Annotated in this window: 12 protein-coding genes; 9 read left to right on the top strand and 3 right to left on the bottom strand. The window is 62.0% G+C overall.

From position 1 onward, the window contains the following. Positions 1 to 118 precede the first annotated feature (118 nt). The 3 genes from ICI42_RS17100 (at position 119) to thrS (ending at position 3,027) form a co-directional block, all read left to right on the top strand. The gene (locus ICI42_RS17100; RefSeq protein WP_188165799.1) at positions 119 to 565 is read left to right on the top strand and encodes an iron-sulfur cluster assembly scaffold protein; all 447 of its coding nucleotides are present in this window, start codon (positions 119 to 121) and stop codon (positions 563 to 565) included. Positions 566 to 572: 7 nt separating this feature from the next. Next, on the top strand, positions 573 to 929 hold the full coding sequence (gene yidD, locus ICI42_RS17095) for a membrane protein insertion efficiency factor YidD (RefSeq protein WP_188165798.1): 357 nt from the start codon (positions 573 to 575) through the stop codon (positions 927 to 929). 115 nt (positions 930 to 1,044) lie between these two features. Beyond that, positions 1,045 to 3,027 (top strand): threonine--tRNA ligase, encoded by a 1,983-nt coding sequence (gene thrS / locus ICI42_RS17090; RefSeq protein WP_188165797.1) that lies wholly within the window; start codon positions 1,045 to 1,047, stop codon positions 3,025 to 3,027. Positions 3,028 to 3,031: 4 nt separating this feature from the next. On the opposite strand, the gene ICI42_RS17085 is transcribed toward thrS, so the two are convergent. Then, a complete protein-coding gene (locus tag ICI42_RS17085; protein ID WP_230980429.1) occupies positions 3,032 to 3,994 on the bottom strand; it encodes a hypothetical protein in 963 nt (320 codons plus the stop codon). A 120-nt stretch (positions 3,995 to 4,114) separates the two neighbouring features. On the opposite strand from ICI42_RS17085, the gene ICI42_RS17080 reads away from it, so the two are divergent. Both ICI42_RS17080 and ICI42_RS17075 read left to right on the top strand, forming a co-directional pair. Beyond that, positions 4,115 to 4,699 (top strand): nitroreductase family protein, encoded by a 585-nt coding sequence (locus ICI42_RS17080; RefSeq protein WP_188165795.1) that lies wholly within the window; start codon positions 4,115 to 4,117, stop codon positions 4,697 to 4,699. After that, positions 4,699 to 5,316, top strand: coding sequence for a flavin reductase family protein (locus tag ICI42_RS17075; RefSeq protein ID WP_188165794.1), 618 nt, complete (start codon positions 4,699 to 4,701; stop codon positions 5,314 to 5,316). Before ICI42_RS17080 ends, ICI42_RS17075 begins: the two co-directional genes overlap by 1 nt. Here the strand turns inward: ICI42_RS17075 and ICI42_RS17070 are convergent. Further along, on the bottom strand, positions 5,313 to 5,741 hold the full coding sequence (locus ICI42_RS17070; protein WP_188165793.1) for a MerR family transcriptional regulator: 429 nt from the start codon (positions 5,739 to 5,741) through the stop codon (positions 5,313 to 5,315). The two genes, ICI42_RS17075 and ICI42_RS17070, sit on opposite strands and share 4 nt — an antisense overlap. A 68-nt stretch (positions 5,742 to 5,809) precedes the next feature. Between ICI42_RS17070 and ICI42_RS17065 the strand changes: the two genes are divergently transcribed. The 4 genes from ICI42_RS17065 to aztC all read left to right on the top strand — a co-directional run bounded on the left by ICI42_RS17065 (position 5,810) and on the right by aztC (position 10,949). Beyond that, positions 5,810 to 8,104: a heavy metal translocating P-type ATPase gene (locus ICI42_RS17065; protein WP_188165792.1), complete on the top strand. Its 2,295-nt coding sequence runs from the start codon at positions 5,810 to 5,812 to the stop codon at positions 8,102 to 8,104. A gap of 157 nt (positions 8,105 to 8,261) precedes the next feature. Continuing rightward, positions 8,262 to 9,059: a zinc ABC transporter ATP-binding protein AztA gene (aztA, locus tag ICI42_RS17060; RefSeq protein ID WP_188165791.1), complete on the top strand. Its 798-nt coding sequence runs from the start codon at positions 8,262 to 8,264 to the stop codon at positions 9,057 to 9,059. Further along, a complete protein-coding gene (gene aztB / locus ICI42_RS17055; protein WP_188165790.1) occupies positions 9,059 to 9,934 on the top strand; it encodes a zinc ABC transporter permease AztB in 876 nt (291 codons plus the stop codon). The genes aztA and aztB overlap by 1 nt, the downstream gene beginning before the upstream one ends. Before the next feature lie 40 nt (positions 9,935 to 9,974). Beyond that, the gene (aztC, locus tag ICI42_RS17050) at positions 9,975 to 10,949 is read left to right on the top strand and encodes a zinc ABC transporter substrate-binding protein AztC (RefSeq protein ID WP_188165789.1); all 975 of its coding nucleotides are present in this window, start codon (positions 9,975 to 9,977) and stop codon (positions 10,947 to 10,949) included. 48 nt (positions 10,950 to 10,997) lie between these two features. On the opposite strand, the gene metH is transcribed toward aztC, so the two are convergent. Then, complete coding sequence (metH, locus tag ICI42_RS17045; protein WP_188165928.1) at positions 10,998 to 14,786, bottom strand: methionine synthase; 3,789 nt, start codon at positions 14,784 to 14,786, stop codon at positions 10,998 to 11,000. Positions 14,787 to 14,849 lie beyond the last annotated feature (63 nt).

The raw sequence follows: 14,849 nt of genomic DNA, 5'->3' as shown, positions 1-14,849 counted from the left end.
CGATGAGTGTCCTTCTTGTAGGCTGTCCTACCCATCCATTATATATGACTGACCGCAGCGAAGAAAAGATGCCGAGGCGACAGATATCGTTCGCGTCGCGGCAACGGATTGTAAAACCATGATCGATGATGTGTACAACGCGAAAATTCTCGGTTTTGCTGGAAATATCGGCCGCATCGGAAGGCTGGAGCATCCGGATGCCACTGCGACCGCACATTCGAAGCTATGCGGCTCGACTGTGACCATCGACCTCACGGTCAAGGATGGCGTCGTCACCGACTTCGCGCATCAGGTGAAGGCTTGCGCCCTGGGCCAGGCGTCTTCCTCTATCATGGCGGATCATGTGGTGGGCTCGAGCACGCAGGAGCTTCGCGCGGTACGCCAGGCCATGCTCCAGATGCTCAAGGAAAACGGCACGCCGCCGCAGGGCCGTTTTGAAGACCTGAAATATCTGGAGCCGGTGCGGGACTACAAGGCGCGCCACGCTTCCACCATGCTGACCTTCGACGCTGTGGTCGATGCCATCGACCAGATCGAGCGCAAGCAGGCGGAAGCGGCTGCCTGAGCTTTTGATGAGCCACGAGCATCAGCACGCACCGTCGCTCCGGCACGGCCGCAACTGGGCCGGCCCCTGGCCCAAAACGCCGGGCCGACTGTTGGGCGCAGGTTTCGTACGGCTTTACCAACTGACCTTGTCGGGGTTTATCGGCAACTCCTGCCGTCACATGCCGACCTGTTCCGAATATGCCTATGAGGCGATAGCGCGGCATGGCCTATGGTCGGGCGGCTGGATGGGGGTGTTTCGCGTCCTGCGCTGCGGCCCGGGCGGGACGCATGGCATCGACCGCGTGCCGGAAACCTTGGCGTCGCGTTATGTCTGGTACGCACCATGGCGATACTGGTCGATCGGCAAAAACACCGCAGGTTGAGGCTGCTTCGTCTTTACGGCGGCACAAACTGATCCTAAAAGACCGCTCGCTGCCAGAACTCGGCCGCTTTAACCACCCGCGCTCGTTTGCGGGACTGGATAACAGGAGAACATCTATGGCTCAGTCCGTTTCCCTCACATTTCCCGATGGCTCCGTCCGCGACTACGACGCTGACATGACGGGTGCCGCGCTTGCCGAATCCATTTCGAAGTCGCTGGCCAAGAAGGCCGTGGCCTATGCGGTGGACGGCACCGTGCGCGATCTCAGCGATCCGCTGAAAGCATCAGGACATGTTGAAATCCTCACGCGCGACGACCCGCGTGCGCTGGAACTCATCCGCCACGACACTGCGCACGTTCTCGCGGAAGCCGTGCAGGAACTGTGGCCGGGAACGCAGGTGACGATCGGTCCGGTCATCGAAAACGGCTTCTATTACGATTTCGCCCGCGACGAGCCGTTTACGCCCGAGGATTTCGCCGTCATCGAGAAGAAGATGCGCGAGATCATCGGTCGCAACAAACCCTTCACCAAGGAAGTGTGGGACCGCGAGAAGGCACGGCAGGTGTTCCGCGACAAGGGCGAGGGCTACAAGGTCGAACTGATCGACGCGATTCCAGAAGGCCAGGATCTCAAGATCTACTACCAGGGTGACTGGTTCGACCTGTGCCGGGGGCCGCACATGGCCTCCACCGGCCAGATCGGCAACGCATTCAAGCTGATGAAGGTGGCCGGAGCCTATTGGCGCGGCGATTCCAACAACCCCATGCTGACGCGTATCTATGGCACCGCCTGGGCCGATCAGGCGCAGCTTGACGCCTATCTGCACATGCTGGAAGAGGCGGAGAAGCGCGATCATCGCCGTCTCGGACGCGAAATGGACCTGTTCCATTTCCAGGAAGAAGGCCCCGGCGTCGTGTTCTGGCACGCCAAGGGCTGGAAGATGTTCCAGTCGCTGGTCTCCTATATGCGCCGTCGTCTTGCCGACGACTACCAGGAGGTCAACGCCCCGCAGGTGCTCGACCATTCGCTGTGGGAAACGTCCGGACATTGGGGCTGGTACAAGGAAAACATGTTCGCCGTGCAGTCCGCGGGCGAGGAAGCCGAGGACAAGCGCGTCTTCGCGCTCAAGCCGATGAACTGCCCAGGCCACGTCCAGATCTTCAAGCACGGCCTGAAGTCGTATCGCGAACTTCCGATCCGGCTTGCCGAGTTCGGCGCTGTCCATCGCTACGAGCCATCCGGCGCGTTGCATGGGCTGATGCGCGTACGCGGCTTCACGCAGGACGACGCGCACATCTTCTGCACCGAAGAGCAGATGGAGGCGGAATGCCTGAAGATCAACGACCTGATCCTGTCGGTCTATGAGGATTTCGGCTTTCACGAGATCGTCGTCAAGCTGTCCACGCGCCCGGAAAAGCGCGTCGGCTCGGACGAGCTTTGGGATCGCGCCGAGAGCGTGATGATGAATGTGCTGCAAACAATCGAGGCGCAGTCGGGCAACCGCATCAAGACCGGTATCTTGCCGGGCGAGGGCGCGTTCTATGGGCCTAAGTTCGAGTATACCTTGCGGGATGCCATTGGCCGCGAATGGCAGTGCGGCACGACGCAGGTCGACTTCAATCTTCCCGAGCGTTTCGGCGCCTTCTATATCGGCTCGGATTCGGAGAAGAAGCAGCCGGTGATGATCCATCGGGCGATTTGCGGGTCGATGGAACGCTTCCTCGGCATCCTGATGGAGAACTTCGCCGGCCATTTCCCGCTGTGGCTTGCGCCGCAGCAGGTTGTCGTGGCGACGATCACGTCGGATGCGGATGATTATGCCAAATCGGTGGTGGCCAAGCTGAAAGCGGCCGGGCTGTCGGCACAGGCCGATCTGCGCAACGAGAAGATCAATTACAAGGTGCGCGAGCACAGCCTTGCCAAGGTGCCGGTCATTCTCGTTTGCGGCAAGCGCGAAGCCGAGGAGCAGACCGTCAACGTCCGCCGCCTGGGTTCGCGCGACCAGCATCCGATGTCGTTGGCCGAGGCGGTGGCGTCGCTGAAGGACGAGGCCACGGCGCCGGATTTGAAGCGGCTTGAGGACCAGGCAGCGGGCTGAAAACTCAGTCCAAGCCTTCGTTGGGGTCGAGGGCGTTCTTTTCGGACGCCACGACCTCGACATCCTGGTTGGGACCAGATGCGACCGTATAGTCCCGCTGGTAGATTCGGTCGCGGTTCTTGGCGATGATGGTGTATTCGCCTTCCGACAAAACCATCGAGGCAAATGCCCCGACCGCCTCGCGCACAGGGTCGCCCGATTCGGTCAGGATCGACCAGGATGTGTCCGCCATGGCCTCGCCACCGGCTTCGCGCACCAGTTTAAGCGTCACTTCAGCGGCATGATGCTCGACGCTGGCTTCGGTCAGCTTTCCCGCCTCGACCCTGATGTCGGAGCGGATGACCGCGTTGACCGAGCCATAGGTCGAGACGACATGGTAGACGCCGGCATTCAGCCGCACGACGGTATTCGGGGCAACGTCGGGGATGATGAGTGCGCGGTCGCCATCGCTTGCCGCTTCGCCTTCATAGATCGAAAACCGCAACTGGTCGGGCGGGATGCGTCCGCCGCTCGTTAGGATCGCGTCCAGCTTCAACCCGCCGGCGTCGAGAACCAGGCTTTCGCGCTTCGGCTCCTTGCCGACGGTGATGCGCTTTGTGGCGCCCGCGCGGCCATAGGCAGCATGGACGAGGTAGCTTCCAGGATCGAGGTCGAATTGGCTGGTGCCGCCTTGTGCGGAAGCCACCAGCGGCAGTTTGCCGTCCGGACCTGCCTCCGGCTTGAAGACGCGCCAGACCAGTCCGCGCGTGATGTCCGCGCCCTGCTCGGTAAGCTGAGCGGTCAAGGTGATCTGCCCTTGCGATGTCGCGAGCGGTGATGCGCCTTGCGAAGGCGACGCATAGCCGGAGATGCCGGGCAGTTTCACATCGCCCATGCCGTCATCCACCTCCTGCGCGTCGACGCCGAAAGGCGAGCCGATCACGAAGGCGAAAAAGAGGGCGAAAAGAGCGGGGCGGGGGCAAACCATGCTTGCTTTGAAGCCCAAGGCGGTGGCAATTTCAAGGCTCCAGGCAGGTCGCGCCGTCACGCTCGCGCTTTCCCACCGACATTGTCATTCCAAAGGCCTCGCGCCGGAGATATCGAACCATTGCCTTCTTCCTTGATTGACCTGCTGCTGACGCGCTCTTCCGCGCCGATCCATGAACTGAAAGAGCCTGCGCCGAGCGGCGAGGAACTGAACACCATTTTGACCGCCGCCTCGCGGGTGCCCGACCACGGCAAGCTCGAGCCGTGGCGCTTCATTCTCTATCGGGGCGATGCACGCGTCGAGGTCGGCAAGAAACTCGCCGCGCTCGCCGAAAGCCGGGAAGGACCTCTGCCGGACGGCCGTCGCAATCAGGAGCTGATTCGCTTTTCCCGAGCGCCTTTGGTGATCGGTGTGGTGTTCGTGCCGAAGGAAAGCCCCAAGATTCCGCAATGGGAAATGTTCCTGTCCGGCGGGGCGGCAGCCATGAACCTGACGATTGCGGCCAATGCGCTGGGCTACTCCACGAACTGGATCAGCAACTGGTATTCCGATGTCGAGGAAGGCCGGCGCATTCTCGGTCTGGCGCCCGACGAGCGTGTCGTCGGCTTCATCCACATCGGCACCTATGACGGGCGGCCCCTGGAACGGCCGCGGCCCGATCTCGGCACAATCGTTTCTGACTATACCGGACCTTGGGAAGGCTGATGTTCTATCGCATCGAAGATGGCCACGGCCTGCCGCACGATCCGCTGAAGGCAATCGTCTCGCCGCGCCCGATCGGATGGATATCGACGAGGGGCAAGGATGGCACGGTCAATCTCGCTCCCTACTCCTTCTTCAACATGATCTCCGGCCAACCGCCGCTGGTTTTCTTTTCTTCGGAAGGGGTAAAGCACAGCGCTGAACTGGCCCGGGAGAGCGGCGAGTTCGTCGCCAATCTGGTCGGCCGCGACCTCGGCATACAGATGAACGCCAGTTCCATCGACGCGCCAAATGAAGTTAACGAATTCGATTATTCCGGGCTTGCCATGGCGGATTGCGAAGTCGTGTCAGCGCCCCGCGTGGCGGAAGCGCCGGCCTCCTTGGAATGCAAGGTGACCGAAATCTTCCATCCGAAGGACATCGACGGCCATCCGGTTCAGGCTCTTGTGATCGTGGGGCAGGTGGTCGGCGTTCATATCGCCGACGGATTTCTGACGCCGGAAGGATTCTTCGACACCGTCAAGGCCGGCAATATGGCCAGGCTCGGCTATATGGATTTTTCCACGGTCGACAAGGTTTTCGCCATGCGCCGCCCCAGGTGGAGCGAACGCGAAAGCTAGTGCGTTTCGTGCCTGCACTCGCCGTGGTCGCCCAGGATTTGGATGACGCGGCACTCGCAGACACGGCCATGGTCGCACTCCTCGACCATGCGCTGAAGCTCGGTGCGTAGCGCGCTCAGCTTTTCAATGCGGGCCTCGACCTCCAGGAGATGCCGTTGTGCGATGCTGTCGGCTTCGTGGCAGGATTGACTGGGTTGATCGGCGAGAGACAAAAGCTCGCGAATGTCGTTGACCTCGAAGCCGAGATCGCGGGCGTGTCGGATGAAACTCAAGCGTCTCAAATCCTGGCCGTCGAACTGACGCCGGTTGCCGTCGCTGCGCGGCGGGGAAGGGAGAAGCCCGATCTGCTCGTAAAAGCGTATCGTCGGCACCTTCACGCCGCTGCGTTTGGAGACTTCACCGATCGTCATACCTGCGGGCTGCATTTTTCTCTTGCTCCTCTAGTCACTAGAGGAAGTAAGCCGATGATCGAACAGTTTCAAGGATGACGATCATGGCAGAGGCAGAGTTGAAAAGCCGCTACAGCGTGCAAGGCATGGATTGCGCTTCCTGCGCCAAGAAGATCGACACGGCGGTGCGTCGCATTGATGGGGTGGACGACGTCAATGTGTCGGTCGCGCGCGGAACCATGACCGTCAGCCATCGCGATGCAGCAGCGATACAGGCGACTATTGAAAAGCAGGTTCGCAAGTTGGGCTACAGTGCGACGTTGCAAGCCGGTGCCGTCCCCTTCGAACCCGCACCCGCCAAAGTTCACGACTGCTCCGCGCATGGTCATGATCACGCCGCTCATGACCACGATCATGGTCATGAGGCCGGCGGCAGTCACAACCACGATCACGCGGGACATGACCATGGCGCGGCTTCGGAAAAACCTGCCGCGTCTGCCCATTCCCATACCCATGTGGCGGGTGAAGGGCCTTGGTGGAAACAAACTCGCGCCCTGCTGACCTTCGCATGTGGCACGGCGGTCGTTCTGGCATTCCTCGCGGCCCATGCTGTGCCGGACTTCGAACAATGGTTCTACGGTGCTGCCATGCTGGTCGGTCTGGTGCCGATTGCACGCAGGGCGCTGGCGGCTGCGACATCCGGAACGCCGTTCTCCATCGAGATGCTGATGACCGTCGCGGCCATCGGCGCTGTGATGATCGGCGCCACGGAGGAGGCGGCGGCAGTGGTCTTCCTGTTCCTCGTCGGCGAGTTGCTTGAAGGCGTGGCCGCGGGCCGTGCCCGAGCCAGCATTCGCGGGCTTTCAGCCCTTGTGCCCAAGACGGCACGGCTTGAAAAGGCTGAGGGAACCTATGTGGAGGTGCCGGCGGAGACCGTGTCCGTCGGCGCAGTGATCATGGTGCGCCCCGGCGACCGCATCGCCGCCGACGGCGCGGTCATCTCCGGCAGCAGTGCAGTCGATGAAGCGCCGGTGACCGGCGAAAGCACGCCGAAGGCCAAGGAGCCGGGCGATATGGTGTTTGCCGGTTCGGTCAATGGCGACGGCGTGCTGCGCATCAAGGTATCCGCTGCTGCGGCCGACAATACGATTGCGCGGATCGTCCGCTTGGTCGAGGAGGCGCAGGAATCCAAGGCTCCGACCGAACGCTTCATCGACCGGTTCTCAACCTTCTACACACCGGCTGTGATGGTCCTGGCCATGCTGGTCGCAGTGCTGCCCCCTTTGTTCGCGCAGGGCGCATGGGACGAGTGGATTTACAAAAGTCTCGCCATCCTGCTGATCGGCTGCCCCTGCGCGCTGGTCATCTCCACGCCCGCGGCCATCGCGGCATCGCTGTCGGCGGGCGCGCGCCGGGGACTTCTGATGAAGGGCGGGGCGGTGCTCGAAGGCGCAGGGCGGCTGACGGCTATTGCCTTCGACAAGACAGGAACGCTGACAGCGGGTAAGCCTTTGGTTACGGATGTCATATCCTTTTCCCGCAGCGAACCGGATATTCTGAAGCTGGCGGCGGCGCTGGAAACAGGGTCCAGCCACCCACTGGCTGTTGCTATCCTCAACAAGGCCGTGGCCGAGGGCGTGGCGGTCGTTGCCGCGACCGACTCCGCCGCGCTTGGCGGCAGGGGCGTGATCGGAACCGTGGAGGGTCAATCGATCCTGCTGGCTTCGCCGCGTGCAGCTGGCGAAAAAGCTGTACTCTCCGAAGAGCAGAAGACGCGGATCGCCGCCCTGAATGACGAGGGCAAGACGGTTTCGATCCTGGTCGTCGGCAATGAGGTCGCCGGTGCCATAGCCTTGCGCGACGAACCGCGTCCGGACGCGCTTGCAGGTCTTGCCGCGCTCAAGGCTCTGGGCATCCGACCGCTGATGCTCACCGGCGACAACAAGCGCACCGCCACCGCAGTAGGCAAGGCGCTCGATATCGAGGTGCATGCGGAACTGATGCCGCAGGACAAGCAGCGCATCGTCGGCGAACTCAAGGCCAAGGGCGACACGGTCGGCAAGGTCGGCGACGGCATCAACGATGCGCCCGCGCTCGCCGCGGCCGATGTTGGTATTGCCATGGGCGGCGGCACCGACGTGGCACTCGAAACCGCCGATGCCGCAATTCTCAACGGTCGCGTCATGGACGTCGCGGGAATGGTCGATCTGTCGCGCAGGACGCTGACGAACATTCACCAGAATATCGGCATCGCACTCGGACTGAAGGTGGTGTTTTTCGTCACCACCATCATCGGTGTCACCGGCCTGTGGCCCGCAATCCTGGCGGATACGGGCGCGACGGTTTTGGTCACGGCGAACGCCATGCGGCTGCTCGGCTGGAAGCTCAAATTCTCCTGACAGCCCTGCATAATATGCGAACGCCGCCCATCGGATAACCTTGGGCGGCGTGTCTATGTGCGCGCGACTAAACTTTTATCTTGCCAAATGTAATAACATCACATAGCAAGAGCCAAATCCCGCGAGCGGGATGTTGCGAACCGAGTGCCGTGGCGCGATGAGCCAGAACTGCCTGACCTTCAACGACCTGACGCTTGGCTATCACAGCCATCCGGCCGTCCATCATTTGACGGGTGCCGTCCGCGCCGGCTCGCTGACGGCGGTGATCGGCGCCAACGGTTCCGGCAAGTCAACGCTGATGAAGGGCATTGTCGGCATTCTCAAGCCTTTGGCAGGTGCAATCGAGCGCGACCCGGCAAGTCGCATCGCCTATCTGCCGCAACAGTCCGAACTCGACAAAAGCTTTCCGGCCAGGGTCACCGATCTCGTGTCTCTGGGCCTCTGGCCGCGCCGTGGGCTTCTGGGGCGCCATACCGCCGAGGACCGCGCGTCGGTGGACAAGGCGCTGTCTGGCGTTGGCCTCGAAGGCTTTGGCAACCGCACCATCGACACGCTGTCGGGAGGCCAGATGCAGCGTGCGCTGTTCGCGCGCGTTCTGGTGCAGGATGCCGACCTGATCCTGCTCGACGAGCCCTTCAACGCCATCGATTCCCGTACTGTCACGGACCTTGTTGCGCTCATCAAGCGCTGGCATGGCGAAAAGCGCACCATACTTGTCGTCGTTCACGATCTTGAGCTGGTGCGCGAGCATTTCCCAGAAGCGCTGCTTCTGGCGCGACAGCCGGTGGCATGGGGCGATACAAGCAAGGTTCTGGCGCCCGGCAATCTGCTGCGCGCGCGCCAGTTCCACGAGGCCTGGGACGAGAACGCGCCATGGTGCGCGCCGCAAAGCGATCACCATCACGGCGATCATGACCATCACGACCACGCTCGTCACCACAAAGGTGCCGCGTGATGGGCACGGTTCATGATTTCCTGTTCGCGCCGTTCATCGATTTCGGCTTCATGCAGCGCGCGCTTTTCGGAGCCTTGCTGTTGTGCCTGAGTTCATGCCCGATGGGCGTGTTCCTGATGCTCCGCCGCATGAGCCTGACCGGCGATGCGATGGCGCATGCCATATTGCCGGGCGCGGCAGTCGGCTTCCTGTTTTACGGCCTTCAGATCGTTCCGATGACGATTGGCGGGCTGATCGCAGGCGTGGTGGTCGCTTTGGGGGCGGGGGCGGTGTCTCGCCTGACGATCCAGAAGGAGGACGCTTCGATGGCGGCCTTCTATCTGATTTCCTTGGCGCTCGGCGTGCTGATCGTCTCGATCCGCGGCTCGAATGTCGACCTGATGCATGTGCTGTTCGGCACCGTGCTTGCGCTCAACAACGATGCGCTGACGCTTATCGCGCTGATCTGCGGGATCACCTTGGTCCTGCTTGCGATCTTCTGGCGCGCGCTGGTCGCGGAATGCATGGACCCGTTGTTTCTGCGCTCGGTGTCCAGGCTGGGAACGCCTGTCCACTTCGTGTTTCTCGGGCTGGTGGTTCTCAACCTCGTCGGCGGGTTCCAGGCGCTTGGCACGCTCCTGTCGGTAGGGCTGATGATGCTTCCCGCCGCCGCCGCCCGCTTCTGGTGCAGCCGGGTCGGCACCATGTGCCTTGTCGCCACAGCGATCGGCATGGCCGCCAGCGTCGTAGGCCTGCTCTTGTCCTATCACCTGTCCCTACCGTCAGGTCCGGCCATCATCCTGTCAGCGGGTGTCGCCTATCTGCTGTCCATGATTTTCGGCACGCGCGGCGTCGTCCAGGACCGAATGCGCCGCTATCGCCATCGAACGGCCTGACGCCGCTTCATATCCACCATCGCAACCAAAGGAGATCGGCATGCTGACCCAATTACGCCTCGCCCTTCTGACGACCGTTATAACATTAACTCCAATGACGGTCGGCCACGCCCTTGCCGAACAGCTCAAGGTCGTTTCGACCTTTTCCATCCTGTCCGACTTTGCTGCCAATGTCGGCGGCGACCGGGTTGCAATCACCACGCTGGTGGGGCCGGACGGAGACGCGCATGTCTACGAACCGCGTCCTGCCGATGCGGTGGGCATGGCGTCCGCCGATGTGATCCTGGTCAACGGCCTGCAGTTCGAGGGCTTTCTTCAGCGGCTTGTTGACGCCAGCGGCACCAAGGCGCCGGTCGTCGAAGCCACGAAGGGCGCCGAAGTGCTGAAGCTGAGCGAGGAAGCCCATCCGCATGAGGAGGAAAGCGAGGGCGACCACGCGCATGAAGACCATGCCGACGAGGAGGAAGGCCACCATCACCACGTCGAATTTGACCCGCATGCCTGGCAATCCGTCTCCAATGCGGAAGTCTATGTGAAGAACATCGCCGACGCCTTCTGCGCAGCGGATGCGGCGGGGTGCGACACCTATCGCGCCAACGCGGCCTCCTATACCGAGAAGCTGAAGGCGCTCGACCAGGAGGTCAAGGACGCGGTCGCCTCCATCCCCGAGGACAAGCGCGTGACGATCACTTCACACGATGCCTTCGGTTATTTCGAGCATGAATACGGCATCGAGTTCCTTGCGCCGGAGGGTGTGTCGACCGATTCGGAAGCCTCGGCCGCCGATGTCGCAGCGCTGATCAAGCAGGTGCGTGAGGACAAGGCATCCGCGATCTTTCTGGAAAACATCAGCAATCCGCGCCTGATCGAACAGATTTCGGCCGAAACCGGCATTCGCGTTGGCGGCACGCTCTATTCGGATTCGCTGTCCACGGCCGACGGTCCTGCCTCAACCTATATCGACATGATGCGGCACAACATCGCCACGATAAAGGCGGCGGTTCTGGGCGGCTAAGCCAGCGGCACCCGAGCGGGTTGGCAAAATCCTGCCCGCTCGGAAGCCTTATTCCGCCGCTTCCGCCAAGGGCGCGGGGACATAATTCAGGATCGGCGCAAGCCAGCGCTCCGTCTCTTCGACGCTCATGCCCTTGCGGCGTGCATAGTCCTCGACCTGATCGCGCTCCACCTTGGCCACACCGAAATAGTAGCTTTCCGGCTGGGAGAAATAGAGCCCCGACACCGAAGAGCCCGGCCACATGGCGAAGCTTTCGGTCAGCGTCACGCCGGCATTCTTTTCGGCATCGAGCAGACGGAACAAAGTCGTCTTTTCGGTGTGGTCGGGCTGCGCCGGATAGCCGGGAGCAGGGCGGATGCCCTGATATGGCTCGCCGATCAACTCTTCCGGTGCGAACGTCTCGTCTGTTGCATAGCCCCAGTAGTCCCTGCGGACGCATTCATGCATGCGCTCGGCAAAGGCTTCGGCGAAGCGGTCGGCAAGCGCCTTGACCATGATCGACGAATAATCGTCGTTGGCGCGCTCGAAGCGCTCGGCGATAGCCACTTCCTCGATGCCGGCAGTCACCACGAAAGCGCCAAGATAGTCCGGCTTGCCGCTGTCGTCCGGCGCGACGAAATCCGACAGGGCGATGTTCGGCTTGCCGTCGCGCTTGGTCAGTTGCTGGCGCAGCGTGAAGAAGGTCGCCAACTCGTCGGTGCGGTTTTCATCCGTGAACAGCCTGATGTCATCGCCCACCGCATTGGCCGGCCAGAAACCGATCACCGCCTTGGGCGCGAACCATTTCTCGTCGATGATCTTCTTCAGCATCGCCTGAGCGTCTTCGAAAAGCTGGCGCGCGGCAGCCCCTTGCGTCTCGTCCTCGAGAATTTTGGGATAGCGGCCCTTCATCTCCCAGGTCTGGAAGAACGGCGTCCAGTCGATATAGCGGGCGAGTTCGGCGAGATCCCAGCCCTCGAACACCCTGGTGTCCAAAAAGCTCGGCTTCGGCGGCTGGTAGGCCGACCAGTCGATCTTGTGCGCATTGGCGCGCGCCTTGGCCAGCGGCAAGCGCTGCTTGTCCGCCTCCGACCGCGCATGGGCGTCGGCTACCTTGCGGTATTCGGCCCGGACGGTATCGACATAACCGGCCCTCGCGTCCTTCGACAGCAGGCTCGACACCACGCCGACGGCGCGGCTCGCGTCGGTCACGTAGACCGCCTGGCCGCTGTGATAGCGCGGATGGATTTTTACCGCCGTATGCACCCGGCTGGTCGTCGCCCCGCCGATCAGCAGCGGGATGTCGAAGCCCTCGCGCTCCATTTCGGCTGCCACATGCGCCATTTCGTCGAGCGAGGGCGTGATCAGGCCGGACAGGCCGATGATGTCGACATTCTGCTCGCGTGCGGTCTGCAAAATCTTGGTGGCCGGGACCATGACGCCAAGGTCGATGATGTCGTAGTTGTTGCAGGCCAGCACGACTCCGACGATGTTCTTGCCGATATCATGCACATCGCCCTTCACCGTCGCCATCAGGATCTTGCCGGCGGTCTTGCGCTCGCCATTGTCGATGCCTGCCGCCGCATTGGCGAGCTTCTCAGCCTCCATGTAGGGCAGGAGATGCGCCACCGCCTGCTTCATGACCCGGGCGGATTTCACCACCTGCGGCAGGAACATCTTGCCCGAACCGAACAGGTCGCCGACCACGTTCATCCCGGCCATCAGCGGACCCTCGATGACATGCAGCGGACGCTCCGAGCCGATCCTCGCTTCCTCGGTATCGGCGTCGATGAACTCGGTGATGCCGTTGACCAGCGCATGCTCCAGACGCTTGGAAACGTCCCATTCGCGCCATTTCAGATCGCGTTCCTTGGCTTCCTTGCCGGCCTGGCCCTTGAAGCGTTCCGCCAGTTCCAGCAGCCGCTCGGTCGCATCGGGGCGGCGGTTCAGAACCACGTCCTCGCAAGCCTCCTTCAGCTCCGGCTCTATCGACTCATAAACGGCGAGCTGGCCCGCATTGACGATGCCCATGTCCATGCCGGCCTGGATGGCGTGGTAGAGGAACACGGCATGCATGGCCTCGCGCACCGGCTCATTGCCGCGGAACGAGAAGGACAGGTTGGAGACGCCGCCGGAAATATGCACATGGGGCAGGGTGCGGGTAATCTCGCGCGTCGCCTCGATGAAGGCCACGCCATAGCCATTGTGCTCTTCGATGCCTGTGGCGACCGCGAAGACATTGGGGTCGAAGACGATATCCTCAGGCGGAAAGCCAGCCTGTTCGGTGAGCAGCTTGTAGGCGCGGGCGCAGATTTCAACCTTGCGCTCGAACGTATCGGCCTGACCCTGCTCGTCGAAGGCCATGACGACGACAGCAGCGCCATAGGCGCGGCACAGCCGGGCGTGATGCAGGAAGGCTTCCTCGCCCTCTTTCATCGAGATCGAGTTGACCAGCGGTTTGCCCTGAACGCATTTCAGGCCGGCCTCGATGATGTCCCACTTCGAACTGTCGATCATGACCGGAACACGCGCGATATCGGGTTCCGCGGCGATCAGATTGAGGTACTCGACCATCGCCCGTTGCGAGTCGATCAGGCCTTCGTCCATGTTGATGTCGATGATCTGCGCGCCATTGGCGACCTGGTCGCGCGCAATGTCGAGCGCGGCGGCAAAATCGCCCGCCGTGATCAGCTTGCGGAACTTGGCCGAGCCGGTGACGTTGGTGCGCTCGCCGACATTCACGAAGGGAATTTCCTCCGTCAGCACGAACGGCTCCAACCCCGAAAGCTTCATCAGCGGCTGATGCTCCGGGATCTGGCGCGGCGGATATTTGGCGACGGCTTCGGCGATGGCGCGGATATGCTCCGGCGTCGAACCGCAGCAGCCGCCGACGATGTTGACGAGACCTTCGCGGGCGAACTCCTCGATCTGCTCCGCCATGAATTCCGGGCTTTCGTCATACTGGCCGAACTCGTTGGGCAGGCCGGCATTCGGATAGGCGCAGACGAAGGTGTCGGCGACATCCGACAGTTCGGACAGATGCGCGCGCATGGCGTTCGCACCCAGCGCGCAATTGAGGCCGATGGTGAAGGGGCTTGCATGGCGCACGGAATGCCAGAACGCCGTCGGCGTCTGGCCCGACAGGGTGCGGCCGGAAAGGTCCGTGATCGTGCCCGAAATCATCACCGGCAGGTGCACGCCCTTCTCGATGAAAATCTCGTTGCAGGCAAAGATCGCCGCCTTGGCGTTGAGCGTGTCGAAGATCGTCTCGATCAGGATGATGTCGGCGCCGCCGTCGATCAACCCGCGCAGCTGTTCGCCATAGGCGATGCGCAAATCGTCAAAGCTGACAGCGCGATAGCCGGGATTGTTCACATCAGGCGAGATGGAGGCCGTGCGGTTCGTCGGCCCGAGCGCGCCGGCTACGAAGCGGCGCTTGCCGTCCTCCTGCTGCGCCCGGATGATGGCGCGCCGCACCAGCCTCGCGCCGTCTCGGTTGAGCTCGTAGACCATGTCCTCCATGCCGTAGTCGGCCTGGGCGATGGAGGTGGAAGAGAAGGTGTTGGTCTCGATGATATCGGCGCCGGCAATGGCATATTTGTAATGAATCTCTTCGATTGCCGCTGGCTGCGACAGGATGAGAAGATCGTTGTTGCCTTGCTGATGACAAGCGCAGCCGACGAACTTGTCGCCGCGAAAATGGTCCTCGTGGAAACCCAGGCCCTGGATCTGCGTGCCCATGGCGCCGTCGAGGATCAAAATACGCTCGCGCGCGGCGGCCTGCAGGGCGGCAAGAACCTCCGAGCCGTCCGGCCTGGCGGCTTCCGGTCCGAACAGATTGTCGAGCGACGTATTCATTTGCGACACTTGCAGACCTTTCCACGACAAGTCTCGGACATCACATAAAGACATCTTTATGTC

Source organism: Oryzicola mucosus (assembly GCF_014534685.1).
GTDB classification, from domain to species: Bacteria; Pseudomonadota; Alphaproteobacteria; order Rhizobiales; family Rhizobiaceae; genus Oryzicola; species Oryzicola mucosus.
Note: the sequence above shows the minus strand (reverse complement) of the source record. Positions and strands in the feature narration are given on the sequence as shown.

Excerpts from the sequence above, each read along its gene's own strand:
- ICI42_RS17065 (WP_188165792.1), top strand. The coding sequence starts at position 5,810 with ATGGCAGAGGCAGAGTTGAAAAGCCGCTACAGCGTGCAAGGCATGGAT.
- metH (WP_188165928.1), bottom strand. The coding sequence starts at position 14,786 with ATGAATACGTCGCTCGACAATCTGTTCGGACCGGAAGCCGCCAGGCCG.
- ICI42_RS17075 (WP_188165794.1), top strand. The coding sequence starts at position 4,699 with ATGTTCTATCGCATCGAAGATGGCCACGGCCTGCCGCACGATCCGCTG.
- ICI42_RS17100 (WP_188165799.1), top strand. The coding sequence starts at position 119 with ATGATCGATGATGTGTACAACGCGAAAATTCTCGGTTTTGCTGGAAAT.
- aztB (WP_188165790.1), top strand. The coding sequence starts at position 9,059 with ATGGGCACGGTTCATGATTTCCTGTTCGCGCCGTTCATCGATTTCGGC.
- aztC (WP_188165789.1), top strand. The coding sequence starts at position 9,975 with ATGCTGACCCAATTACGCCTCGCCCTTCTGACGACCGTTATAACATTA.
- ICI42_RS17085 (WP_230980429.1), bottom strand. The coding sequence starts at position 3,994 with ATGGTTTGCCCCCGCCCCGCTCTTTTCGCCCTCTTTTTCGCCTTCGTG.
- yidD (WP_188165798.1), top strand. The coding sequence starts at position 573 with ATGAGCCACGAGCATCAGCACGCACCGTCGCTCCGGCACGGCCGCAAC.
- ICI42_RS17070 (WP_188165793.1), bottom strand. The coding sequence starts at position 5,741 with ATGCAGCCCGCAGGTATGACGATCGGTGAAGTCTCCAAACGCAGCGGC.
- thrS (WP_188165797.1), top strand. The coding sequence starts at position 1,045 with ATGGCTCAGTCCGTTTCCCTCACATTTCCCGATGGCTCCGTCCGCGAC.
- aztA (WP_188165791.1), top strand. The coding sequence starts at position 8,262 with ATGAGCCAGAACTGCCTGACCTTCAACGACCTGACGCTTGGCTATCAC.